At 71.6% G+C, this 24272-nt stretch carries 20 protein-coding genes; 5 read left to right on the top strand and 15 right to left on the bottom strand.

Annotated elements, in window-relative coordinates; all coding sequences use genetic code 11:
- Positions 1 to 52 precede the first annotated feature (52 nt).
- Positions 53 to 1222: a PucR family transcriptional regulator gene (locus PUT80_RS12515; protein ID WP_275292018.1), complete on the top strand. Its 1170-nt coding sequence runs from the start codon at positions 53 to 55 to the stop codon at positions 1220 to 1222.
- On the opposite strand, the gene PUT80_RS12510 is transcribed toward PUT80_RS12515, so the two are convergent.
- Genes PUT80_RS12510 through PUT80_RS12480 form a run of 7 tightly spaced genes read right to left on the bottom strand, consistent with a single transcriptional unit; the run spans position 1223 to position 12531 of the window.
- Entirely contained in the window at positions 1223 to 2209 is a 987-nt protein-coding gene (locus PUT80_RS12510) for a hypothetical protein (RefSeq protein ID WP_275292017.1), read from the bottom strand.
- 19 nt (positions 2210 to 2228) lie between these two features.
- On the bottom strand, positions 2229 to 3041 hold the full coding sequence (locus PUT80_RS12505) for a DUF3592 domain-containing protein (protein WP_275292016.1): 813 nt from the start codon (positions 3039 to 3041) through the stop codon (positions 2229 to 2231).
- A gap of 9 nt (positions 3042 to 3050) precedes the next feature.
- Positions 3051 to 3578: a hypothetical protein gene (locus PUT80_RS12500; protein ID WP_275292015.1), complete on the bottom strand. Its 528-nt coding sequence runs from the start codon at positions 3576 to 3578 to the stop codon at positions 3051 to 3053.
- Between the two features lie 54 nt (positions 3579 to 3632).
- Positions 3633 to 6626 (bottom strand): hypothetical protein, encoded by a 2994-nt coding sequence (locus PUT80_RS12495; RefSeq protein WP_275292014.1) that lies wholly within the window; start codon positions 6624 to 6626, stop codon positions 3633 to 3635.
- Between the two features lies 1 nt (position 6627).
- Positions 6628 to 7659, bottom strand: a complete 1032-nt coding sequence (locus tag PUT80_RS12490) for a hypothetical protein (RefSeq protein WP_275292013.1) — start codon at positions 7657 to 7659, stop codon at positions 6628 to 6630.
- A complete protein-coding gene (locus tag PUT80_RS12485) occupies positions 7656 to 8954 on the bottom strand; it encodes a hypothetical protein (protein ID WP_275292012.1) in 1299 nt (432 codons plus the stop codon). The genes PUT80_RS12490 and PUT80_RS12485 overlap by 4 nt, the downstream gene beginning before the upstream one ends.
- 25 nt (positions 8955 to 8979) lie before the next feature.
- Positions 8980 to 12531: a BTAD domain-containing putative transcriptional regulator gene (locus PUT80_RS12480; RefSeq protein ID WP_275292011.1), complete on the bottom strand. Its 3552-nt coding sequence runs from the start codon at positions 12529 to 12531 to the stop codon at positions 8980 to 8982.
- A gap of 161 nt (positions 12532 to 12692) precedes the next feature.
- Here PUT80_RS12480 and PUT80_RS12475 point away from each other — a divergent pair, with 161 nt between their 5' ends.
- Positions 12693 to 13907: an MFS transporter gene (locus PUT80_RS12475; protein ID WP_275292010.1), complete on the top strand. Its 1215-nt coding sequence runs from the start codon at positions 12693 to 12695 to the stop codon at positions 13905 to 13907.
- Positions 13908 to 13933: 26 nt separating this feature from the next.
- On the opposite strand, the gene PUT80_RS12470 is transcribed toward PUT80_RS12475, so the two are convergent.
- From PUT80_RS12470 to PUT80_RS12445, 6 genes are all read right to left on the bottom strand, one after another.
- Positions 13934 to 14461, bottom strand: coding sequence for a hypothetical protein (locus PUT80_RS12470; protein WP_134727412.1), 528 nt, complete (start codon positions 14459 to 14461; stop codon positions 13934 to 13936).
- Entirely contained in the window at positions 14458 to 14607 is a 150-nt protein-coding gene (locus tag PUT80_RS12465) for a hypothetical protein (protein ID WP_275292009.1), read from the bottom strand. Before PUT80_RS12465 ends, PUT80_RS12470 begins: the two co-directional genes overlap by 4 nt.
- Before the next feature lie 80 nt (positions 14608 to 14687).
- Positions 14688 to 15173: a bacterioferritin gene (gene bfr / locus PUT80_RS12460; protein WP_275292008.1), complete on the bottom strand. Its 486-nt coding sequence runs from the start codon at positions 15171 to 15173 to the stop codon at positions 14688 to 14690.
- A 78-nt stretch (positions 15174 to 15251) separates the two neighbouring features.
- The gene (locus PUT80_RS12455; protein ID WP_037717597.1) at positions 15252 to 15440 is read right to left on the bottom strand and encodes a (2Fe-2S)-binding protein; all 189 of its coding nucleotides are present in this window, start codon (positions 15438 to 15440) and stop codon (positions 15252 to 15254) included.
- A 244-nt stretch (positions 15441 to 15684) separates the two neighbouring features.
- Positions 15685 to 16512: a DUF1932 domain-containing protein gene (locus PUT80_RS12450; RefSeq protein WP_275292007.1), complete on the bottom strand. Its 828-nt coding sequence runs from the start codon at positions 16510 to 16512 to the stop codon at positions 15685 to 15687.
- A 43-nt stretch (positions 16513 to 16555) separates the two neighbouring features.
- The gene (locus PUT80_RS12445; protein WP_037811562.1) at positions 16556 to 17131 is read right to left on the bottom strand and encodes a PadR family transcriptional regulator; all 576 of its coding nucleotides are present in this window, start codon (positions 17129 to 17131) and stop codon (positions 16556 to 16558) included.
- Between the two features lie 68 nt (positions 17132 to 17199).
- Between PUT80_RS12445 and PUT80_RS12440 the strand changes: the two genes are divergently transcribed.
- Complete coding sequence (locus tag PUT80_RS12440; protein ID WP_037811563.1) at positions 17200 to 17589, top strand: nuclear transport factor 2 family protein; 390 nt, start codon at positions 17200 to 17202, stop codon at positions 17587 to 17589.
- A complete protein-coding gene (locus tag PUT80_RS12435; protein WP_037811564.1) occupies positions 17586 to 18344 on the top strand; it encodes an SGNH/GDSL hydrolase family protein in 759 nt (252 codons plus the stop codon). Before PUT80_RS12440 ends, PUT80_RS12435 begins: the two co-directional genes overlap by 4 nt.
- Before the next feature lie 97 nt (positions 18345 to 18441).
- Here PUT80_RS12435 and ggt read toward each other — a convergent pair whose 3' ends face one another.
- Together ggt and PUT80_RS12425 are read right to left on the bottom strand one after the other, a co-directional pair.
- Positions 18442 to 20238, bottom strand: coding sequence for a gamma-glutamyltransferase (gene ggt / locus PUT80_RS12430; protein ID WP_037811565.1), 1797 nt, complete (start codon positions 20236 to 20238; stop codon positions 18442 to 18444).
- A 128-nt stretch (positions 20239 to 20366) separates the two neighbouring features.
- Entirely contained in the window at positions 20367 to 21002 is a 636-nt protein-coding gene (locus PUT80_RS12425; protein ID WP_238605868.1) for a TetR/AcrR family transcriptional regulator, read from the bottom strand.
- Between the two features lie 78 nt (positions 21003 to 21080).
- Here PUT80_RS12425 and PUT80_RS12420 point away from each other — a divergent pair, with 78 nt between their 5' ends.
- Positions 21081 to 24266 (top strand): carboxyl transferase domain-containing protein, encoded by a 3186-nt coding sequence (locus PUT80_RS12420; RefSeq protein ID WP_275292006.1) that lies wholly within the window; start codon positions 21081 to 21083, stop codon positions 24264 to 24266.
- Positions 24267 to 24272: the final 6 nt, after the last annotated feature.

The raw sequence follows: 24272 nt of genomic DNA, 5'->3' as shown, positions 1-24272 counted from the left end.
CTCTCCAGCTGGTAGCGCACATTGCCCAGGGTTTCGGCTACCGTGCTGTGACATGTCACAACTGTCGTGGCGCAGCTTCGAGCACCGGCTGCCGAAGCTGGCCGAGCGGACGATCCGCCGGTACGTCGAGACCTCGCCGCACTACCGCGGCAAGGCGCCCGCGCACCTGCACCAGCACATGGCGCACACGGTCCGCGAGTTCGGCCGGATGTTCTCCCGCGCGGCGCGGGAGGGGGACGAGCCGCGCGAGGACGAGCTGGAGCTGTTCCGGCAACGCGGCCGGGAGCGAGGCGCGGAGGGGCTGCCGGTCGGCGAGTTCGTGCACGCCTACCTCCTGGTGGCCGAGGAGATGTGGGCGGAGGTCGACGACCTGTCCGGCGGGTCTCCGCCGGACGGCGCGGCGGCGGTGCTGCTGAAGTGCACGCACCGGGTGATGAACGCGGCGGTGCAGGCGCACCAGAAGGAATTCCAGACCGCGGACCACGAACAACGCGAGGCGGCGCGGGCGCTGGTGCGGCGGCTGGCGGCGGGGGAGTCGGTCCCGGAGCCGGCGGACGTCCGGCTAGCCCCGGCGTACGGCGTGCTGGCGCTGCGGTTCGCCGTGGACCCAGCGGATTCCGTCGGCGACGCGGTCGGCCGCCATCTCGCCGGGCAGAGGAAGGTGCGGTTGCTGTTGCAGCACCTGCGTCGCGAACTCTCCGGAGACGTGCTGGCCGCGCTGGATCCCGACGGCGGCCTGTTGTTGCTTCCGTCCGGTTCGGACAATGCCGAAGCGGTGCTGGATGAGGCGCGGTTGGCGGTGCCGCGAGCGCATCAGACCACGGGCGTGGAGATCACCGGCGCGTTCGCCCACGCGGCAGAACTGTCGGAAGTCCCGGCGGCGGTAGCGGAAGCGGAGCGGCTGCTGCGGTTGAACGCAGTCCCGGATACCGTTGCGGTGCTTGCGGATCACCTCTTCGAATACCAGCTCAACCACGACAGCGCGGCCACCCCGCAGTTGCGCGCGCTGGCGTCGCGGCTGGATGGCGAGCCTGATCTGACGACGACACTGCGGACCTATTTCGAGACTGACTTCAACCGTCGCGAGACCGCGCGGAAGCTGCACGTCCATCCGAACACAGTGGACAATCGCCTGTCGCGCATCGCCAACCTGACCGGCGCGGATCCGCGCACCGCCAAAGGACTTTTGCTGCTCGGCGCTTCGCTGGGACTGACGGGCTGATCACCCAGCGAGGGAAGCGCTGCCGTTGGGGCCGGTCACCGTGACGCGGATGGTGCGTGCGGACGGCAGCTGCGCGATGGTGACCTGCCAGGTCTGCGGTGTCCCGACGTCGAGGGTCTGCAAGGCTTTCCGGACCAGGCGCGGGATCTCGGTGACGGGCAGGGTGCGGAGATCGAATCGCGGGACCTGGACCTCGGTCGGGGCGAAGACGACCGTCAGCCGGTGCTCCTGGACGACCGCGGTGAGCGTCTGCGAGACGTCCGTGGCCTGGGCCAGCCCGTCGACGGCGCGGCGCAGTTCTCCCTCGTCCAGCAACGATTGCTCGGGGCCGACGTCGACCGTCGCGGACCCTGAGGAAGTGGTCTCGGTGGAGGACGCGGGAGGCGGTGACGGAGCTTCCGGAGCGAACAGTTCGGCGCGGAAGAGCCCGAGAACGGCGCCCGCGCCGAGCAGTATCCCGACGAGGGTGAGGGCACCGGCCGCGCACCCCTCCGGCGGCGGGGCGACCAGAGCGGACTCGGGAGCGGGTTCGATGACCGCTTCCGCCGCCCGGCGCTGCCATTCCGGCGTCGGGTTGTCCACGAGCCGGACCTTCCACGGGCGCTCCGGCGGGTAAGCGACCACCAGGACGTCGCCCTTGCGGTAGTTCGGGAGATCGGCCAGGTTGACCGTGCGGGTCGCCGTCGCGCGATGCGCCGGCTCCCCGTCCGGTGCCACCGTGAGGACGAACTCGACCGGGAGATCGCCCGTTTCGGTGCCGCCGGCGCGGAGGCTTTCGATCCGGGCGAGTGCCACTGTCTGCGGGACTGCCGCCTCGCGGGCGCGTCGCGGCAGACCGCCGAGCCAGACGAGAACGCCGTAGCCGAGCGGAATTCCGAACCCGGCCACGAACAGCGGAACACTTTCGACGATGATCCCGACGACGAGCGAGCAGACGGTCGCTCCGACGACGATGCCGGTCAGGAAACCGAGCGCGATCGTGCGCATGGACGTGCTCCAGACTTGGTCAGCGGGAAACCGGTTCCACCAGAACGGCTTTCGGGTCCTGCGGGTCGTAGCGGACCCGCACTGCCGAACCCTCGGAAGGGGCTTGGAAGAGCGGCGTGATCATCGTGGTCACGGCCTCGCGCTCGCCGGTCTCGGTGGGAAACCGCACGTGGACGCTGAATCGCGGATTCCCCATCACCCAGACGTTGGTGAAATCCACCCGGGTGAGGACGCCCGTCGCCTGGCGGCCGCAGTGCCGCAGCGCCTGCTCGCGATCGTCCGCCTCGGCCGCGCGGAGGAAAGACCGCAGCAGCACCACGATTAGCACCAGTGTGATGAGCCCGGACACCGCGGGCACCAGAAACGGCTCGTAGTAGATCACCCAGTCCACATCGGACCACGGCTCGGCCTTGCCGTCGAGGAAGGGCAGTCGCTCGCCGACCGATTCGGGCGGTGTCCACGACGGAGCCGCCACACCGCTACCCAGCGTCACGCCGAGTGCTGCTGCCAGCGAGCTGGCCCGGAAGCTGATTCCCATGCGGCGCAACGACATCCCGCCGCCCCACAGCATCGCGAACCCCAGCGACGACGCGATCGTCACCGCCAGGCTGAAGAACAACACGAGGGAACCCGCCGGTCCCGCGTCGGCCCCCCACGCGCCGACGCGGTTCAGCGACATCAGGCGGAAGCCGTCCAGCAGCCCGAGCGCGCCGGACCAGCCGGCGACCGCCCAGGCGAGCGTCGTGGGAATCCCGAGAAGCCACAGCCGCCGGGTCGACGCCCGGTTCTGTTCAGGGTCGTCCGCGAGCCCGAATGCCAAGGAGTTGAACACCGCGGCCGCCTACGCGATCGGCCCGAACACGGCGACCTTCGCCGGATCGGCGGGGTCGAGACGGGCTTCGTGCCGGGTGCCGGGTGCGTACTGCTGGATCGTCGCCTGCGGGGTGATCAGCGGGGTGACCGTGCGGTACATCATGCCGTCGGCGCGGGTGACCTCCAGGGTGGCGGTGTACTGCGCCTGCCCGGCGACCGTCCGGCCGGTGGGCTCCAGCGCGCGGATCACCAGGGTGGCCTTCTCGCCGGTGTCGTACAACCGGCGCAGTTCGGTGCCGTAGGCCTGCAGTTCCTGCTGCTGGCGCAGCTGCTCGTGCATCGGCAGCGCCAGGAACGCAGCCGTCTCGGGGTCGGCCGCGACGTTGCGGTACGCCTGCGCGGCGAGCTGCGGCGTCGGCAACTGCGGCGTGATGTCGTGCCCCTGCGCGGCGGCCGCCTGCCGGAACAGCTCGGCGTGCTGCTGGAAGTCCTGCGCGCCCTTCGCCATGCCCTGCTGGGTGGCTTCGTTGATCTTGTCGCGGATCTTCTTGAACATCGGGTGCCTTTCGCTGTGTCGGTGTGCTGGACACAGCTTCGGGCGGGCGGGCTGCTACCGAACCCAAGTTTTGGCGTCGTCGGTGGCGTCGAGGCAGGTCAGGGCTGCCCAGAAGATCGGGGAATGGGCTGGTTCGGGTCGTTCGCGCCAGTGGGCGAGCCGGGCCCGCTGCCAGGCACACACCTCAGCAACCGGGTCCGCTCCGGCAAGCGCGGTGTCCACGGCGATGATCAACTCAGCCATCGGATCCGCGCCCGGCACCGCGGCCGACGTCGGCAGCGCCCACACCGTTGCGGCCACCAGCCCGGCCCCGGCGGCGACCGCGGCGAGCAGGACGCCGAACGGTTCCGGCAGGCCGAAGTCGCTCGCGCTGGCGCAGCCGATCAGCGCGACCCGCGGGGGCATGTCCACTTCGGACAGTGCCAGGTCGGCAGCGGTGAACGGCCGGTGCGCCCCGATCGGTGCGGCGGTGCCGGGCAGGTCGGCCGAGCACGACAAATGCAGCGCGGTCTGCGCACCGTGGACGTCCTGGATGCGGCTGACGTGCCCCGCGAACAGCAGCCGCGAACACGGTTCCGCCAGCAGGTCGGCGAGGAGCTGGCGGTCGGTGTCGGTGCGGCGGACCAGGTCGAGGCCGCGCGCGGCGGCGGGGCGGACGGGGCCTGCGGCGAGTTGTGCGTCGAGGTGGCGGATCAGCGGGGAAGCGGCGGTTTGCTTGCCGAGCACGGAGCCCAATTCGCCGAACGCGCTCTGCCCGGGGATCCGCGGGTCGAGCAGGTAGACGGGCGGTCCGGCGGGAGCCGGTTCGCGGCGCGGGATTCCGGCGGGGGCGAGCAGCGAGACGTCGGCGAGGTCGAGGATTCGGACGTCGCTGTCGAAGCAAGTGTCGACGTCGTCGGCGTCGAGCGCGTGGTCCGGGCGACGGTCGGGCAGGGCGAGCAGGCCCCACGGGACCGCGGCGAGCGCGGGGGACGGCTGGATTCGCAACAGCGGACGCGTGGCGCGCCGGAGTTGCGCGACGAGATCGGCGGGCAGGAGGTTGAGCGCGAGGACGCGAGCAAGGCGTTGCTCCGCGGCGAAACTGCCGAAAGCGTCGAGCGAACGACGGACCGCGGCCGCGACCGGCTCGCCTTCCCGCGGTGTCGGGGAAGCCTCGGCGAGGAAGCCGCGCGCGGTGTCGACGAGATCGGCGTCGATGGGGTGCGTGCGGACAGAGTCGAGGTCGCTGGTGGTGCGCCAGCTGAGGTAGGTGTGCCCGGCGTCGGCGTAGCGCAGGATGAATGTCTCGCGACCGGGTGCGGCGGCGGGCCAGGTCTCGACAGTCCCCGGCACCGATCCGCATCCGTAACGTTCGGCGGCCAGCTGGGACCAGGCGTCCAGCTCCATCGGCGAGGACGGCGACCACCGCAGCCCGGGCGGCGCGGCGAGCCGGAGCGGTAGCGACGAGGTGACCGAACCCAATGCTGCCAAGGGAAGCTGACCGTCCTCGACCGCCGGGGCCAGCGCAGGGAGCGCGCCGGTGAGGTTCAGCGAACGGTCCTCCGGGTACGCCCCGACTGCGCACGCGCGTTCGATCAGCTCCGCGGTCAGTCGCGTTTCGCCGAGTTGGGTCAGCAGGACCATCAGCAACTCCGTCGCCGGACCCGCGACGCTGTTCGCCCACGCTGTGCGGGCCTGAGCCGACGCGAACGCGAACCGGTACTCCTGCGCGGCGAGGGTCACCGGCAACAGCAGGTCCAGCACCGCTCGCGGGTCTTCGCCGCGTTCGTAGCCGATCGCGGCCGCGAGATAATCGGCTCGCAGGCACTCCAGCCATTCGCCCGACTCGCGCGCCGCCGCCTGGAGCTGGGCCACGTGCTCTTCCGCCGACGTCCAGTCGCCGTCGGCCGCCGCACAGCGTGCCAGCGCCGCTGCGAGCCGTCGCGCGCCGGGCGTGTCGCCGTTCGCGGCCCACAGCTTTCCCGCGTGCTCGAACTGTTCTCGCGCCTGCCCTGCAGCACCCGCGAGCAGGAGCAAGCTGCCCAGCGCGTAGCTCGCCTCGGCGACGTCGCCGGTCACCCCTGCGGCAGCGAGTTCGTCTCGGGCCTGGACTATCGCCGCCATCGCGCCGCGGAGATCTCCGTCGAGCGCGCGGGTTTCGGCCAGGCTGATGGCGAATTTCGCCGCTGTCGGACCTTCGTGCCGGGCGTTGAGCCGCAGGAAATCCGCCGTCGCGTCCGCTTCCTCGCCGCCTGCCTGGCGGATCCGGGCGCGTTCGGCTCGCGCCATGGCTTGCAGCGCCGCCACCTGGTCGCGGACCTCGGCTATGTCCGCGAGGCGGTCCAGGCTAGTGAGGATCTCGTCGATCGCGTCCCGCGCACCGGCCGGGTCCCCGGCGGCCACCTGCACGCGCACTTCGAGGATGCGCAACTCCAGTTCGTCGGCACCGTGCGGGTCGAGTTGTTCGCGCGGGAACTGGCCGGGTTCGGCGGCCTTCCGGAACGCCGCGCGCCGCCGCTGATCCGCCAGCAACTCGCGTGCCCTGGCGAGGTCGCCCTCCTCTGTGGACAGTGAGATGAGGACGCGTTCCGCTACCTCGCGGGAGCCTTCGATCATCCGCAGTTCGGCGTACTGTCCGAAGTGGACTATCGCGGCAGTGCTGAGCGCGAAGACGTTGAGGACGGCTTCCGCGCACTGGCGCGCATTGCGGAGGTCGCCCGCGGAGTAGCAGACCGTGGCCAGATCGCTGACCGCGGCGACTTCGAGGCTGACGCGGTCGAGCTGCTGAGCGAGCTGTCGCATCCGTGCGTAAGCCCGCTGTGCCCCGGCGACATCTCGTGCCGCGGCGAGTCTCTTGGCCTCGTTCTGGACGGCGAAGGCTTCGGCGAGCAGCGCGTCGTACTCGGCTTGGCTCAGCGAGCAGGCGGGCAATTCCTGGTACGCCACTGGGTCGAGACCGAAATGCCTTGCGACACAACGGCAGTTGTAGCCGTGCGACACCGCATCGGCCAGTTCCGTAGGCAGCGGCCGGTCCGGCGACGCGAGCGGAGGTGGCAACCCCACGAGCACGTCAGAACTCCTCGTCGGCTGCGGCCCGCTCCGCCAAGGTGCGGGCCTCCGGCGGCAGCGATTCGCGGGCCCGCACCAGGGAGATCACCTCGGCGCGGTCCTCGGACGTGGTGCCGTCGACGTCCGGGCCTGCCGCGCCGACGATGAGATCGATCCGGCCGGAGGACGTCGCTGCGAGCCTGGCACCGGCTTCGTCCAAGTCGGTCGTTCCGGCGAACCCCGCGCTGCCCAGGTGCAGGGCGACCTCGGCGAACGGCGCACCGTCGCGGGTCGCCACCGCGGTGAGCGACGCGTCGTCGAGCGCGCCCGAGACTTCGACGTCGAGCCGGGCAGCAGTCCTGGTCGCGACGATCCGCCAGGCGACCGTGTCCTCCGCGGCGTCCAGAACACCGGGCGGCACCCGCGCCCAGTCGACACTGGCGCGTCCCTCTGCCAGCACACCCTCGCCAGACGCGGCAGGACCGGAACCCGCCGCCAAGGCGTACGCGCGTTGCCCTGGAGCCACCCGAGCCGCCAGTGAGGCCGCGGCTTCGGCCCGATCGAGGTCGTCCTCGCGGTCGAACCAGGCCGAAAGCTGCTCGCACAGAAGGCGGACTTCGTCGGCCACCGGTCCGGCCGCGGCGACCAGACCCGCGCCGACGGCCTGGTCGAACAGTTCAGCCGGGGTGGCCTCGAACCCGTCGAGCAGGCCCTCGGCGACGTCTGCGGTCGCGACGGCCGCTTCGAAATCCAGCAGCGCCGGATCGAGCGACGGGATCCCGAGCAGCGGGCTGGCAGGCCACCACCGCCGCGCCCACAGCAGCAGTGCGAGGCGGGCCAACTCCGGGCTCGCCGGGACGTCGACGTATCCGTCCCGGAGCGCGGCCACGCTGGCTTCGGCGCCGACGAGCCTGGTCAGCCACGGTTCAGCCGCGCTGGCGTCGGCGAGTTCGATCCGCATCGACAGTGCCGAAGCGCGCAGCAGATCCGTCAGCGCAAAGCGAATGAGGCCGCCGTCCGCCGCGAGGACCGGAGTGTGCACCGGATGGGTCACGAGGCGGCCTCCAATCGCGGCAGGTTGGCGACGAGTGCGCGGCGTACTTTTGTCCGCAGGTCGAGCGAGGTCGACCGGACCACCCCGGTGAGGAGGTCTCGGAAGTCGTCCGGGACCTCTCCGCTGACGTCGAAGCCGTGCAGCCGCGCCCACAACCGGGCGAGGAAGCGCTTCGCGAATTCGCGCAGTTCCCGGAGGATCTCGGCGTCCGGCTGCGCGGTGAGGGGCGTCGAACCGGCCAGCGCCCGCCGTGCGTACAGGACGTATCCCTCCCGCGCGACCTGAGCGTTGAGCCGCTGGGCGAAGCCCGGGAGGTCGCGGGGCCCGTCGAGCGGCCGAAGCGCGGGCGCGAGGACGACCCCGAGCACGAAACACGTTGCCAGCACGGGCAATTCCAGCCCGAACCCGGCGGCTGCACGGCGGAGTTCCCCGTCGACCAGGTCGGCGACGGCGCTTCGCCCGTCCACCCGGCGCAGCGTCGCTCGGACCCGGCGTTCGATGCTGCGTTCGAGAAGCCCGTTCCCCGTTTCGTCGCGCTGGCTCAACGGGGGTACAGCAGTGCGTTCGCCGCGTTGCAGGCCGAGATCAGGCGTGGGCAGACCGGAAATATCGCGGACGGCCCGGGTGAGCACGGCAGTACCGCCGGGCTGCCGCAACGCGAGACCGAACGCGTGCCCGGCGGGGGAGTCGGCGAGCTTCTCCCAAGCCTCGTCGGTGAAGCCGTCGGCGACCGCGTCGAGCAGCGTGACGAATGCTGCGGGAGATCCGTCCGGCGCCGCAGCCCAGCGACGGCGCAATTCAGCGGTCAGTTCAGCGGCGCGCTGGGGATCAGCGAGGTATTGGCTCACCTGATCGACCCGGGCCGCATCGTCTTGGCCGTGCCACTCGCGCAACGCCGCCGCGGCCCGCTCCGGCGCGGAATCGTCCGGCATGCCGAAGCCGGTCGCGAGTTCGTAGGCGAGGGGAAAACACACGTCCTGAACGTTCCCCGCGGTGATGCGCAAGGCCCGCCGCTGCCGCTTGAGGTGGGTGAACCACGCTGCCGTGGCGCGCAGCCGAGCCGAATCGGCCAGCAGCAACTCGGTCACTTCCGCCGCGGCGGCCGGATCCAGCAGCGGACGGCCCAGCCGGGTCCGCGCCGCGGTGCGGATCACGAGCGGGTCGATGATCTTCTTGATCGTGCGCGTCAGCGGCCCGCCGTCGGCCGCCGAAAGCACCTCGACGTCCGGGATCCGCTGCCAGGCCCGCGCGAGAACAGCCGAGCGCAGCTGGGACTGCCCCTCGCCTGCCGTCATCACGCCCCCTCGCTCCGCCTGCACTTTATCCTGCCGGGCAGTTCCGCATCCGCGCGGAATTCGCGCACTCCGCCGTTCCCGCCGCGATCGCGGCTTCGACGGACAGCGCCGCGCCACGCTGGAACGCCTCGGCGAAGCCGGATTCCGAAAGGACCGCTTGTGCGGCCGCGGTAATGCGGTCCGTGTCGCCGCGTTCGGCGCGGGGGAGCGGTGCATCCACCCGGCGGCGGGCGGCGTCGGCGGCGCCCAGCAGCAGTGCGGCGCATTCGGCGGAGTCCTTCCGGGCGGCCGCTCCCGCCAAGCCTTCCAAGGACAGCGCCAGCGCGCGCGGTTCGTCGAGCGTCCGGGCGATGTCCAGGCTCCGGAGATGAAAAGCTGCTGCCTGCCCTGTATCGCTGCGGAGTTCGGCGATGAATCCGAGCTCCGCGTACAGCAAATGGTCCCCGGCCAAGGAGGACAGGCCGGCGTAGCTGTCGCGGATGTGGTGCAGGTGCTTCTCGGCGGTGTCGAGGTCGCCGGAGCGGCGCGCACCGAGAGCGAGGCCCATCTCGGCGTGGATCTGGCCGTAGGTGTAGCCGTGCTCGGCGGCGATGCGGTGCGCCTGCTGATGCAGTTCGCGAGCGCGTTCCCAGTCGCGCTCCAGCAGCGCGAGCCTGCCGAGGCCGGACAGCCGGGCGGACACCTCGGCCTGCAGGTCCAGTTCGCGGGCGATCGCGAGGCCGGCGCGCTGACGGTCCGCCGCGTCCTGGTAGTCGCCCTTGATCTCGGCGAGAGCGGCCAACGGCGGAATGGTCTGCATTTCGCCCCAGCGGTCGCCGAGAGTGCGGAAGAGCGCGGCGCTGCGGACGCCGTCGCGGCCGAGACTGGCGAGGTCGCCGCGGACCAACGCGAGCATGGCCCGCAGGCCCAACGCCGCGGCGACGCCCCACTGGTCGTCCTCGGCGGTGAAGAGATCGAGGGCGAGGGCGTTCGTTTCGGCACTGGCTGTCGCGTCGCCGACGCTGAACAGGCTGTAGGCCCGCAGCCACAGCGCACGACCGCGGCGGATCGGGTCGCGAATGGCCGCGGCGTCGGCGGGGGCGGCGGATTGGTCGCCGGTCAGCAGGGCGAAAGCGTGGTGCAGCACAGCGAGTTCCGCGTCCGGGGATACCGCGTCGAGAACGGTCGAGAGGGCGCGGCGGCCTTCGGCGAGACGGCCGCGAAGCAGCCACCACCACGAGAGCGCCGTCGTCAGCCGGACGGCCTCCTTTGCGGCGCTCGCGCGGACCGCCTCGTCCAAAGCCGCGCGCATGTTCCCGGCTTCGGCGTCCAGACGCGTGAGCCAGGTTCGCTGTTCGTTGCCGCGCAACCGGGGCTCGGCTCGCTCGGCGAGAGCCAGATAGTGGCGCAGGTGCCGGATGCGGGTTTCGGCAGCGTCCGACATTTCGTGGAGGCGTTCGGTGGCGTAGGCGGCAACCGATTCCAGGAGCCGGTAGCGGATCCCGGCGGGCCCGTTCGCCACGACGACGAGAGAACGGTCCACGAGCCGCGTCACGAGGTCGAGCACCTCCTCGTGCCGGACGCCGTCTCCCGCGCACACCGCTTCGGCGGCTTCCAGGTCGCAGCCGTCGCGGTGGACGGCCAGCCGCCGCAACACGATCCGCTCCGGTGCGCTCAGCAACTCCCAGCTCCAGTCGATCACCGCGCGCAGAGTCTGCTGTCGTGCCGGGGCGCCGCGCTTTCCCCGGGTCAGGAGCGAAAACCGGTCGCTGAGCCGCGTCGCCAGCTCACGGACGCCGAGGCCGCGGACGCGGGTGGCGGCGAGTTCGAGCGCGAGCGGGATGCCGTCGAGCCGACGGCAGATTTCGGTGACGGCCTCGAGATCTGCGGACTCGCAGTCTTCCGGCTGCCGGGGAAAACCGGGCGCGGACGCGGCGGCCCGTTCGACGAACAGCCTCACCGCTTCCGTCGTCGGGAGCGGTTCCACCGCGAAGACGCCTTCGCCTGGGAGACCGAGAGGTTCCTGGCTGGTGGCCAGAACGCGCAGTCCAGGTGCGGAGTGCAGGAGCAGTTCGGTGAGCTCGGCGGCGGCGTCAACCACGTGCTCGCAGTTGTCCAGCACGAGCAGCGCGCGCCGGTCGCGCAGTGCGGCCGCGAGACGCCGCGCGGGTGCGGAGGCCCCGGCGCTTGACGGTGTCCCGGAGGAATCGTCGCGGATGCCGAACGCGGCTGCGGCAACTTCGGCGAGATCCTCGGCCGTCCCGTCGCGCACCCCGGCGAACTCGACCAGCCGGACGCCGTCCGGGAATTCCGCAGCGGCTTCGGCTGCGGCCGCCACGGCCAGGCGCGACTTGCCGACCCCGCCGGGGCCAGTGAGGGTGACGAGCCGCGTTGTGCCCAGCAGGCCGGTCAGCTGCGCGAGTGCCTGCTCCCGGCCGATGAGCGGGGCGAGTGCGCTGGGCAGGTTGCTGTGCGGGCGCGGTCCGGCGGCGAGCGGGGTGAGTGCGCTGGGCAGGTTGCTGTGCGGGCGCGGTGCGGCGGCGAGCGGGGTGAGCGCGCTGGGCAGGTTGCTGTGCGGGCGCGGTGCGGCGGCGAGCGGGGTGAGTGCGCTGGGCAGGTTGCTGTGCGGGCGCGGTGCGGCGGCGAGCGGGGTGGGCGGGTTGCCGTGCGGCTGCGGCGCGGCGGAAGCGAGCCCGGTGGGCAGGTCGCCGTGCGGAAGCGGTCCGGCGGCGGCGTGCGGGGTGGGAGGGTTGCCGTGCAGCTGCGGTGCGGTGGCGGCGAGCCCGGTGAGCAGGTTGCCGTGCAGTTGCGGTGCGGTGGCGGCAAGCGGGCTGAGCAGGTTGCCGTGCGGCGGCGGTCCGGCGGCGAGCCCAGGATCCTGCCGGAGCATCGCTTCGTGCAGGGCCCGCAGCTCCCGGCCGGGGTCGACGCCCAGCTCCTCGGCGAGACGTTCGCGCAGTTCCGCGTAGGAGGCGAGGGCTTCGCCCTGCCGCCCACTCAGGTACAGGGCTCGCATCTGCACCGCGCGCAAGCTTTCCCGCAGCGGGTGCGCGGGCACGAGGACCGCGAGTTCGTCGGCCGCGGCAGCGTGGTCTCCCGTTTCCAGCCAGGCTTTCGCCTGTTCCTCTGCCGCGGTCAGTCGCTGCTCGGTCAGCCGGTGCGCGTCCGCCCGCGCGAAATCCTCGTCCGCGAAGTCCGCGTACGCCGCTCCGCGCCACAACTCCAGCGCCTCGGTGAGCAGCGCCGCCCGGCTGCGCGGGTCCGGCGTCGAGCGGGCCTTGGCGACGAGTTCGCGGAACCGCCGGGCGTCGAGGTCTTCGGAGTGCTCGATCCGCAGCCGGTATCCGGCGGGCTGGCGTTCCAGCCGCTCCCGGCCGACGACCCGGCGCAGCTGGGACACCTTCGCCTGCAGCGCACCGAGGGGCTTGCCCGGCAGCTCGCTGCCCCAGAGGTCGTAAAGGAGCCGGTCAGCGGAGACCGGACCGCCGTCGCTGGCCAGCAACACCGCGAGCAGCCTGCGGACCTTGGCCTCGGGCACGGCGACCGGTTCCCCCGCGTCGTCCCACACCGCCAGCGGGCCGAGAACCCCGAACCGCATCCCGTCGCCCCCGCGCTGTCGTCAGATCGCCGTCAGCCGATCGTAAGCAATCCCGAAGCCCCCGTCCGCAGAGTGGTCGCCGGGGCGCGGAAGGAACGGTCCGACGACCGGGTCCGGAAGCGACCTCCACCAGCAGTCACTTCCAGAAGAGAAGCCGGAGCATGAGCACCACACCAGAATCCACTGCGGAGACCGCAGCGGGAGAAGACCCGGCCGGACCGCGGTTTCCGCTGTTCGCGCTGCTCGCCCTCGCCACCGCCGTGTTCATCACGAGCCTCACCGAAACCTTGCCCGCCGGCCTGCTTCCCGCGATGAGCGGTTCGCTGGGCGTGAGCGAGTCCGCGACCGGCCAGACCGTCACGATCTACGCGCTCGGCACCGTGCTGACCGCGACCCCGCTCTCCGGAGCCACCGCGGGCTGGCGAAGGAAACCGCTGCTGCTGACCGCGATGGCCGGGTTCGCCGTTGCCAACACGGTCACGGCGGTGTCGTCCGAGTACTTCCTGACGATGGTCGCGCGGTTCGTCGCGGGCGTCGCCGCCGGGCTGGCCTGGGCGCTGCTCGCCGGGTACGCGCGACGGATGGTCCCCGCCCATTTGCAGGGCCGGGCGATCGCAATCGCGATGGCGGGCATCCCGGTCGCGCTGTGCCTCGGCGTGCCCGCCGGGACCTTCCTCGGCCAGGCCGCGGGCTGGCGCACCGCGTTCCTCGCCATGACCGCCTTGACGGCACTGCTGCTGGTCTGGATCGCCGCCGCAGTGCCGGACTTTCCTGGCCACCGCAGCGGCGAGCGGCCGAAGCTGCTGCCGACACTGCGGGTGCCCGGGGTCGTCCCGGTGCTGTTCGTGACGCTGGTTTTCGTGCTGGCGCACACGATCCTGTACGCATACATCGCCACCTTCCTCGCCGGGCTCGGCATGGGCGGAAGCACCGACCTCGTCCTGCTCGCCTTCGGCATCGCCTCGATCGCGAGCATCTGGCTCGTCGGCGCGCAGATCCACCGGCGGCTGCGGCTGCTGACCATCGTCAGCTCGCTGCTCGTCGCCGCGGCCGCGCTGCTGCTGGCCACCATCGCGCACGATCCGGTGCTGATCTACGCGTCGGCGGTGCTCTGGGGCCTCGGCTGGGGCGGCGTGCCCACCCTGCTGCAGACCGCGGCGGGGGAGGCGGGCGGCGAATCCGCCGACGCCGCACAGGCGATGCTCGTGACCCTGTGGAACGTCGCCATGGCGGCGGGCGGTGTCGTCGGCGGGGTGTTGCTCGGCCTCGCGGGCAGCGGCTCGTTCCCGTGGACCGTGCTGCTGCTGATGCTGCCGGTGATCGTGGTCGTCGTGGCCGCCCGCAGGCACGGCTTCCCGGCGGAAACCCAGGGCTGACCGGGCGCACGACCCGCCCGCGGAGCTCAGGCCGAGACGAGGCTCGTGACGGCCCAGGTGACGCACGCGACCCCGGCGATCTCGAGAACGATCGCGACGAGCAGGGTCCGCGCGGTGCTGATGTTGATCGCTCGCGAGTTCTGCAGCACCGTGAGCCGGGTTTTGGCGACTTCCCTTTCCGCGTAAATCGACGGCGCGTTCCAGTAGCGGTCCTCGGCGATCAACGGCGTGAGGTTTTTCAGCGCGATCGCGTCGCTTCTTCGCGGCGCGTTAGTGAAGATTCCGGCGGCCGCGGCGAGCACCAGCAGTGCGGCCGCCAGGTACAGCGGAAGCTTGACCGCGTCCGGGAGCACGAAGTTCTGGGCTTTCGTCGACAGCGCGGAGAGCCCGAAAAGCAGCGTGACCAGCGTTCCGGAAGAACTGATCACCGCCAGTCCGCGGACCTGCAGGGAACTCGCGTTCGCGCGAGCGTTGTCGATCTCTTTGTCTATCAGGCTCGCGATGACCGGCCCGGATTTCTTCGCGCTGTCCGCCGGTTCGGGCCCGGCGGTCATTTGTCGCGGTCTTCCGCGGGGTCAGGAAGAATGCCGCCGTCGAGGACTTTTTCGGTCCCGATGGCCGGATAGTCGAATTCCGACTGAGGGGACGGCGGCGCGGCCGGGATCGGCGGGGTCGTCTCTGTGCGGTCGTCGTCGGACACGGCGTCCTCCGGGGTTCGGCAGTGCCGGATTCTGTGCCAGTGAGTCGCCGTGCCGCGGTGTTTCGTTACCCGGGCCGCGGTCAGCCTGCGGTGGGCGGTTGATCCACGAGCTGCGCCAGATACAGCTGCTCGCCGAGTTTGTCGATCAGCTCCAGCTGCGTTTCCAGGTAATCGACGTGGTGCTCCTCGTCGAGAAGGATTTTCTCGAGCAGGTTCGCGCTGCCTGCGTCGCCGTGGGCGCGGCACATCGGGATGCCGGGCCGGAGCCGGTCGAGGACATCGATTTCGATCGCGAGGTCCGAGGAGAACATCTCGGGGATCGTCTGGCCGACGTTGATCGGCAGGAGCCGCTGGTAGTTCGGGAGGCCGCCGAGGAGCAGGATGCGGTCGGTCAGCCATTCGGCGTGGTGCATTTCCTCGATCGACTCGGCGCGGGTTTGCGCGGCCAGCTTCGTGAATCCCCAGTTCGCCTGCATGCGGGCGTGCAGGAAGTACTGGTTGATCGCGGTCAGCTCGCTGGTCAGCTGCTCGTTGAGCAGCGCGAGAACTTCCTCGTCGCCTTGCATCGTCCGCACCTCCGGCCTCGACCGGTCCGGATGCTACCCACGCGTGATGCGGCTCACAACCGGAGCGGAGCGTGCCGGTCAGGCGCTGTGCGCGAGGTCCTGCGGTGCGGCGCGCTCGAGAAGGATCCGGTTCAGCCGTTCGTGACAGGTTCCGCAGCCGGTCCCGGCGGCGCAGCGCTCGCCGATCTCCTCGACGCTGCGGGCTCCGGCCATGACGGCGGCCTCGACCTGCGGCATCGTCACAGCCGCGCAGACACATGCGTACATCGCCGACGACACCCCTTTGCCGGTCCGGGTGATTAGGTAAGGCTAAGCACAACAGATCAACTGGGGTCTGGCAAGGCGCGTATCGAGTGGCCGCGGTCACTCGGGCGACCCCGGCATCGGCCGGGGGGGGGCTCGCGGGTGACGCCCGGGCCGCCAAGAATCCCCGTCAGTCGCGTGTGGACTGCGGGCGCGAGCTAAGCCTCAGTCTTGCGGCATCGCCGGGCGAGATCGCGGCCCGGTCCGGTCACTCGCGGTGCAGGCGGCGCAGCGTGGCCGGAAGGTCGAGGCCGAAGTCGTCCTTGTCGTCCGCCCAGCGCGACATCACCTCGGCCGCGCCGGTGGCGAGGGCGTCCGGGAGACCGAGCGCCCGTGCGGTTTCGGCGACCTCCAGCATTTCCGGCGCCCATCGCCAGGCCCGCGCGGCCGCGGAAGGCAGCCCGTCGGTGTCCGCCAGTGCGTTGCCGCCGAAGGCGTTCGCTTCCTTGAGCAGGTGGTCGCCGACGCCGTAGTCGTCGGCGATCGCATGGCTGACCGCGGCCAGCGCACGCGAGGCCTTCTGGAACGATCCGTAGGCCATCTTCACCGCGCTCGCCGCGCCGATCCGTCCGCCCAGCGGCACCGGTTCGGCCCTGCTCCCGGCCAGCAGTCCCCGCACCAGTTCGACGGCTTCGTCCGGGCCGGACAGGTAGACGCGGGCGGTCGAGCGCTCGTCCGGGGGAGGACCGATGATCGATCCGTCCACCACGGTCGCGCGGACCCGGCCGGCGATCGCGACCGTCCGATGCGGACTGATCGCGTTCGCCTCGACGCAGATGCCGCGGTAGTCCCCGAGACATCCGGCGACCTCCTCGGCCGCGGCGGGCGGGCAGATCGAGAACACGACCGCGCTCCGTTCGAGGAGCTGGGGAATCGTCTCCACCGCGGTCAGCCCGGTCTCCTCGGCTCGGCGCGCGGTTCCCGCCGACCGCCCGGCCGGGCACCACAACACCCGATGCCCGCCCGCGATCAGTTGCGCCGCGATCGCCGAACCCATCCGGCCCGGATGCAACAGCCCCACCGTCGTACCCGTCACCGCACGGGTATACGTCACCCAGGACGGTTCCGCCACCTTCGCGCTAGGCAGGCCTGGAAACGCCCGATTCGGCGCGCTGCCGGAGGATCCGCGCGGCGTGCTCGCCCCACCGCAGGTTCTCCTTCTCGAACGAGATTCCGCGCAGCAACGTCAGATAAGGCCCGACGCGGTCGTTCTCGCGCAGATAGTCGCTTTCCGGCCGGCCGTCCAGCATGCGCTCGCGCAGCCGCTCGAACCGGGCGAGCTTGGCGCGGCTCCACTCCATGCGCTCCTCGACGGCGGCGATCACGGCTTCGGCGTCGCCCGCGTCGCTTCCCTGCACCTTGACCAGGAGGTCGTCCCGGATCGTGGTGGGCTGGACCGGCGTCGCGGTGAACTCGTGCAGCGCGCGCCGCCCGGCGGGCGTAAGGCGGAACACGCGCTTGTTCGGCCGGCGCTCCTGCTCGACGACGCGCGGCGCGATCATGCCCTCGGTCGAGAGCCGTTCGAGTTCGCGGTAGAGCTGCTGCGGGGTCGTCTGCCAGAAGTTGGCGACCGACGCGTCGAACGACTTGGCCAGGTCGTAACCGGAGAACTCGCCCTCCAGCAGAGCGGCGAGGATCGCGAACTTCAAGGACACCTGGACACGGTAACACCCCGGTGATTAATCTCGGCTGCACCTAATCAACAAAGTTAGTAGGAGGCAGCGTGCACCCGTTCCGCAAGGCCGTCGAAAGCGGCGACCACACCGCCGTGGAAGCCCTGCTCGCCGACGACGTGACCTTCACCAGCCCGGTCGCGTACCGGCCGTACCCAGGCAAGCCGGTCACCTCGGCCATCCTGCGCGCCGTGAGCCGGGTTTTCGCCGACTTCCGCTACGTCCGGGAGATCTCCAGCGCCGACGGGCACGACCATGCCCTGGTCTTCACTGCGAAGGTGGGGGACAAGGAGATCAACGGCTGCGATTTCCTGCACACCGACGACAACGGGCTGATCGACGACTTCGTGGTCATGGTGCGCCCGCTCTCCGCGGCGACGGCGCTGAGCGAAGCGATGGCCGCCCGGTTCGAGCAGATCAAACAGGAGGCCGGTGCGTGACCATCCGTTACGTGGCCTTGGGCGACAGCCAGACCGAGGGCATCGGGGACGGCGACGAGGCCACTGGCCACCGCGGCTGGGCGGACCGGTTCGCCCAGCATCTCGCCGCGACCGGCGAGCGGGTGGAGTACGCCAACCTCGCCGTCCGCGGACGCCTCGCGGGCCAGGTGCGTGCCGAACAGCTCGCTCCGGCCCTGGCTCTGCGGCCGACGCTGGCCACCGTGGTCGCCGGAATGAACGACGTGCTCCGCCCCGGCTACGACGCCGGCGCCGTGGAAGCGCACCTGACGGCCATGTTCGCCGCACTCACCGCCGCGGGCGCCGAAGTGGTCACCCTCGCCTTCCCCGACCTCGGCCGAATCGCGCCGATCGCCGCGCCGTTGCGCCCGCGAGTCGCTGATCTCAACCGCCGGATCCGTTCCGCGGCAACCCGATACGGGGTAACAGTCGTGGACTGCGACCGGCACGAGGTCGCCAGCGACCCACGCCTCTGGTGCGCGGATCGCTTGCACGCCAACCCGATCGGACACGCCCGCATCGCGGCGGCCGTCGCGCACAGCCTCGGCCTCCCCGGCAGCGACGACAGCTGGAGCGCCCCGCTGCCGCCCGCCGTCCGCGAACCGGTGTGGCGCACGGTCGGCGCGGAACTCCGGTGGCTGGCGGAGTTTCTCGGCCCTTGGCTGGTCCGGCGGTTGCTCGGCAGGTCTTCCGGGGACGGCCGCAGCGCGAAACGTCCATCGCTGCTTCCCGTGTGAGCGCGAACCCGTCGCGGTCTGCCGCGGCTCAGCACGGGGAGCGGCAACGCCGATCGAGACGGCCCGCCGCCCGGAAAGGCGGCGGGCCGTCCAGGCGTCAGTGCTTCCCGTTCACCACGGCCGCGGAAGTGCCGCCGCGCCGTGCCGGTTCCCCGGCGGCCAGCAGCTGTCCGTGCGGCAGGAATTCGATCCCCGCCGCCACGCCGATGCTGCCGGCGTTCTTGAACTGCTGCCCCAGCGCCTCGAGACCCTTCACCACGGGCAGGGCGAGGAATCCCGGTTCGGCGTCCGTGGTCGCCGCGTTGCGCTGGGAGGCGCGCGGGGCGGCGATCGCGTCCGGCAGGGTCATGCCGAGGTCGAGCCGGTTGACCAGGATCTGCAGGACGGTCGTGATGATCGTCGCGCCGCCCGGCGAACCGACCGCGAGGAAGGGCTTGCCGTCGTGCAGCACGATCGTCGGCGACATGCTCGACCGCGGCCGCTTGCCCGGCGCGGGCAGGTTCGGGTCGGGCGCCGAACCCTGCGTCGGGGCGAAGTTGAAGTCGGTGAGCTCGTTGTTCAGCAGGAAACCGCGTCCCGGCACGGTGATCCCGCTGCCGGCCAGCTGCTCGATCGTGTTGGTGTAGGACACGATGTTGCCCTGCTTGTCGGTGACGACGAAGTGGTTCGTGTGCTGCTCATTGCTGTCCGAGGACGCAGCCGGAGCGGTGGCGCAGCCCGAACCGGTCGCGTACGGGTCGCCCGGCGCGACTGGGCTCGACCCCGCCTTGGCCGGGTCGATCAGGCACGCGCGGGTCGCGGCGAACTGCTTGGAGAGCAGTTGCTGCTGCGGCACGTTGACGTAGCGCGAGTCGCCGATGTACCGGTTGCGGTCGGCGAAAGCGAGCCGGCTCGCCTCCAGGTAGTGGTGCAGCGCCTGGGTCTGGTCCATTGTGGACATCGGGAAGTTGCCGAGAATGTTCAGCGATTCGCCGACGGTGATGCCGCCGCTGGACGACGGCGCCATGCCGTACACGTCGTAGCCGCGGTAGTTGATGTGCGTCGGCGTGCCGTCGAGCGCTCGGTAAGCGCGCAGGTCGGACAGCTGCATCGGGCCGGTCAGCGGGGTCGCGGTGCCCGGCGCGGCCGGCGGGTTCTGCACCGTGCGCACGAGATCGCGGCCGACCGAGCCGCCGTAGAACGCGCCGATGCCCTCGCGCGCGATCTGCCGGTAGGTCGCGGCGAGATCGGGGTTGCGCAGCACGGAACCGGCCTTCGGGGCGGCTCCGCCGGGCAGGAACAGCTGGGCGCTGGGGGAGAAGTGGCCCAGCTTCGCCGCCACGGACTGCGTCTGCCGCTCGAACTCCGGCGTGACTACGAACCCGCGCTGCGCGACCTTTTCCGCGGGCTTGAGGTTGTCCGCGAGACTGAACTTGCCCCAGCGCTGCAGCGCACGCTGCCAGGTGGCGAGCATTCCCGGCACGCCGACGGACCGGCCGCTCTCGACAGCGGTCTCGAAGGCGTACGGCTTGCCGGTGGCCGGGTCGATGAACATCGACGACGAGTCGCCCGCGGGTGTGGTCTCGCGCCCGTCGATGGTGGACACGGTCTTGGTGCGGGCGTCGTAGTAGACGAAGTACCCGCCGCCGCCGAGCCCGGCGACGTATGGGTCGGTCACGCCGAGCGTCGCGGCGACGGCGACCGCGGCGTCCGCTGCGGTGCCGCCCCGGCGCAGCACGTCGATCCCGGCCTGGGTGGACTCGACGGTGTCGGAGACGACCGCGCCTCCGGAACCCTGCGCTACCGGAGTCGGCGGCGGCGCCGGTCTCGCCGAGGCAGCGGGCGCCGCGGCCAGTGCGCAGACGGCGGCGAGCCCGGTGGCCATTGTGGAGGTGAAGATGCGCTTCACAGGCATGGCAACCCTTTCTCGGCGGTGCGCCCAGGACCCCGGACCGGGCGCACCGGGTAAAGCGGCGGTGAAACCAGGGAGGTCCTGTTTAGCATCCGGCGCGCCGAGATGACAGAAGCTTCGCGGCGGCGGGGTCAGCTCCGGCCGGCGGGCTTCTCCGGCGGCAGCCCCAGCAGCCGCAGGTACATCCGGGTGAGATCGGCGAGGATCCGGTCCCGGCGTTCGGGGTGCCGGGCCAGCACGGGGGCGAGGACCGCGACGAGACCGCCGCCGCCGAGCGAGACCGTCTCCGGGTCGGCGGCCGGGTCGGCCAGCCCTCGCTCGGCGAGCCGCCGGATGTAGCGGCCGCCCCGTTTCGTGGGCAGCTCGTGGATCTCCTCGCGCAGTTCGGCCATCGCCGGGTCCGCGATCGCCTGGTGGTCGAGGACGGTCAGGAAGGACAGGTTTTCCGCGTACGCGTCGAGGTACGCGGTGGTGGTGGCCGCCGCCACCGCCCACGGGTCGTCCGGGTCGAGGCCGGTCAGCTCCTGCGCCTGCACCAGCTGGTCGCGCACCTGGCGCGCGAGCACCGCGAAAACCTCCTCCTTGGCCGCGAAGTACACGTAGAACGTGGCGCGCCCGACGCCGGCCTCGCGGGTGATGTCCGCGACGGTGGCCAGCGCGAAGCCCTTTGTCTCGAAGACGCGGCGGGCGGCGGCCAGCAGCACGTGCCGGGTCGCGCTGTCGGCGCGGTCGAGCTTCTCGCGCACGGCCCAGGTTCCGGATGCCATGGGCGCCAGCATACCTATTGACGTTGACGTCAATGTCAACGCAGGATGAGGGCGGCTCACGTCCCGAAGGAGCAGCCCTTGCCTTCCGTCCTCATCGCCAACCGCGGCGAGATCGCCCTCCGCGTCCTGCGCGCCGCCCGCGCTCTCGGCTGGCGGGCGGTGGCCGTCAAAGCCGCCGAGGAGCCCGACGGCCCGGTGCACCGGCTGGCCGACGAGGTCGTGGTACTCGCCGGGGACCGGCCGTACCTCAACGCGGACCAGCTCGTGTCGGCTGCCGAACGCACCGGCTGCGAGCTGCTGCACCCGGGTTACGGCTTCCTGTCCGAAAGCGCCGCGCTGGCGGAGCTGTGCGCGGCGCGCGGGGTCCGGTTCGCCGGGCCGGACGCGGCGGTGCTGCGGACGTTCGGGGACAAGGCGGACGCGCGGCGGCTGGCGGAGAAGCTCGGTGTGCCGGTGCTCCGCTCGACCTCGGACGTCGCCGAGGCTGGCGCGTTCCTCGCGAGCCTCGGCGCGGGGCGCGGGGTGATGGTCAAGGCCGTCGCGGGCGGCGGGGGACGCGGGATCCGGCGAGTCGTCGACGCGGCCGAACTGCCGGGGGCGATCGAGCGGTGCCGGTCGGAGGCGTTGCGGGCGTTCGGCGATGACACCGTGTTCGTGGAGGAGCTGGTGCCGCGGGCGCGGCATGTCGAGGTGCAGATCGTCGGCGACGGCACGGGCTCGGTCAGCCACGTGTGGGACCGCGAGTGCAGCCTGCAGCGCCGCCACCAGAAGGTGGTCGAGGTCGCGCCCGCCCGCACGGTGCCCGAAGAGTGCCGGGCGAGCCTGCGCGACGCGGCGACGAGGATGACAGCCGCGGTGTCTTATCGCGGATTGTGCACCGTCGAATTCCTGGTCGACGCGGACGATCCGGCGCGGTTCGCGTTCCTGGAGGCGAACCCGCGGATCCAGGTCGAGCACACCGTCACCGAGGCGGTCACGGGACTGGATCTGGTGGTCGCCCAGCTGCGGATCGCGGCGGGCGCGGCGCTCGGGGAACTCGGGCTCGCGCAGGAAGACATCCCGCCCGCACGCGGGACGGCCGTGCAGTGCCGGGTCAACCTGGAGGAACTGCGGCCGGACGGCACCGCGCACGCCACGGCTGGGCGGATCGAGGCCCTGGACCTGCCGGGCGGGCCGGGGGTGCGGGTCGACACCGCCGCGCACGCCGGCGCGGTCGCGACCACGACGTACGACTCGCTGCTGGCGAAAATCGTCACGCACGTCCCGTCGGCGGAGCTGCCCGCGGCGATCGACGCCGCCCGTTCGGCGCTGGCCGAGGTGCGGGTCGACGGACCGGGCACGAACACGGACTTCCTCCGGGAACTGTTGTCCCGCGACGAAGTCCGGCAGGGATCGGCGACGACGTCCTTTGTGGACGAACACCTCGCCGAGCTGGTGCCGGAACATCGTCCGGCTGCGGCGGAAGGCGACGGGATCGCGGCCGACTTCGCCGGTTCGGTGGTCTTCGTCGCCGAGTCAGGCGCTCGCGTCGCGGCTGGCGACCCGGTCGTGGTGCTCGAAGCGATGAAGATGGAACACGTGCTCGCGGCGCCGGTCGCGGGCGTGGTGCGGTCTGTCCACATCGGAGTCGGTGACCTCGCCCGGCCCGGGCAGCCGCTCGTGGAACTGACTGCGGACGCCGACCAGCACAGGGCGAGCAGCGGACCGGCCGAACCGGACCCCGCGCACGTGCGGCCGGACCTCGAAGAAGTGCTGGAGCGGCACCGGGTCGGTCTCGACGAGGCACGCTCGGAAGCGGTGGCGAAGCGTCGGCGCACCGGGCACCGGACCGCGCGGGAGAACATCGCGGATCTGTGCGACGACGGCAGTTTCCTGGAGTACGGCGCGCTCGTGATCGCCGCGCAACGCCAGCGCCGCACCGAAGCGGACCTGATCGCCGCCACCCCGGCGGACGGCCTGGTCGCGGGAATCGGCACGGTCAACGCCGAGCACACCGCCGACGCGCGCTGCGTCGTGCTCTCCTACGACTACACCGTGCTCGCTGGCACCCAGGGTTTCATGAACCACGAGAAGACCGACCGCATGCTGGATCTCGCTGCGCGGCAACGGCTTCCGCTCGTGCTGTTCGCCGAAGGCGGCGGCGGGCGGCCGGGCGACACCGACGTGGTGACGGCGGGCGGGCTCGATCTCGACACGTTCGCCGCGATGGGCAGGCTCAACGGGCTGGTGCCGACCGTCGGCATCGCGTCCGGCCGCTGCTTCGCCGGAAACGCTGCGCTGCTCGGGGTGTGCGACGTGGTGATCGCGACCGCGGACGCGAACGTCGGCATGGGCGGCCCGGCGATGATCGAGGGCGGCGGCCTCGGCACGCACCGGCCGGAGGAGATCGGCCCGGTTTCGGTGCAGGAACCCAACGGCGTGCTCGATCTGGTCGCCGCGGACGAGGCCGAGGCAGTGGAGCTGGCGCGGCGGTACCTGTCGTACTTCCAGGGCGACCGTCGCGAATGGACAGTCGCGGACCAGCGCCGGTTGCGGCACGTGGTGCCGGAAAACCGGGTCCGGGTCTACGACGTGCGGCGCGCGATCGAGCTGCTGGCCGACGAGGATTCGGTGCTGGAGCTGCGCCGCGGCTTCGGGGCGGGCGTCGTCACGGCGCTCGTGCGCATCGAGGGCAGGCCGATGGGGTTGCTGGCCAACAACCCGCGCCACCTCGGCGGCGCGATCGACGCCGACGCCGCGGACAAGGCCGCCCGGTTCCTGCAGCTGTGCGACGCGCACGGGCTCCCGGTCGTGTCGCTGGTGGACACGCCGGGGTTCATGGTCGGCCCGGACGCCGAGCGGACCGCGACCGTGCGCCGGTTCGGCCGGATGTTCGTCGAGGGCGCGCATCTGGACGTGCCGATGGTGGGCGTGGTGCTGCGCAAGGCGTACGGGCTCGGCGCGATGGCCATGGCGGCCGGCGGGTTCCGGGTGCCCGAGGCGATGGTCGCGTGGCCGACCGGCGAGGTCGGCGGGATGGGCCTGGAGGGCGCGGTGCGGTTGGGCTACCGCCGCGAACTCGACGCGATCTCCGACCACGCCGAGAAACAGCGCGAGTTCGACCGGCTGCTCGCCGAAAGCTACCGCCGCGGCAAGGCGCTGGCCGCGGCGACCGTCTTCGAAATGGACGACGTGATCGACCCGGCCGACACCCGCGCCTGGATCACCCGGACGCTGCCGCGCGAGCGCACGGCCGGTCCCCGCAAGCGCATCGACACGTGGTGACGAAGG

Origin of the sequence: Amycolatopsis sp. La24 (genome assembly GCF_029087445.1) — a bacterium.
Lineage (GTDB): Bacteria > Actinomycetota > Actinomycetes > Mycobacteriales > Pseudonocardiaceae > Amycolatopsis > Amycolatopsis nivea.
The sequence above is the reverse complement of the archived record's forward strand: the minus strand, read 5'-3'. Positions and strand labels throughout refer to the sequence as shown.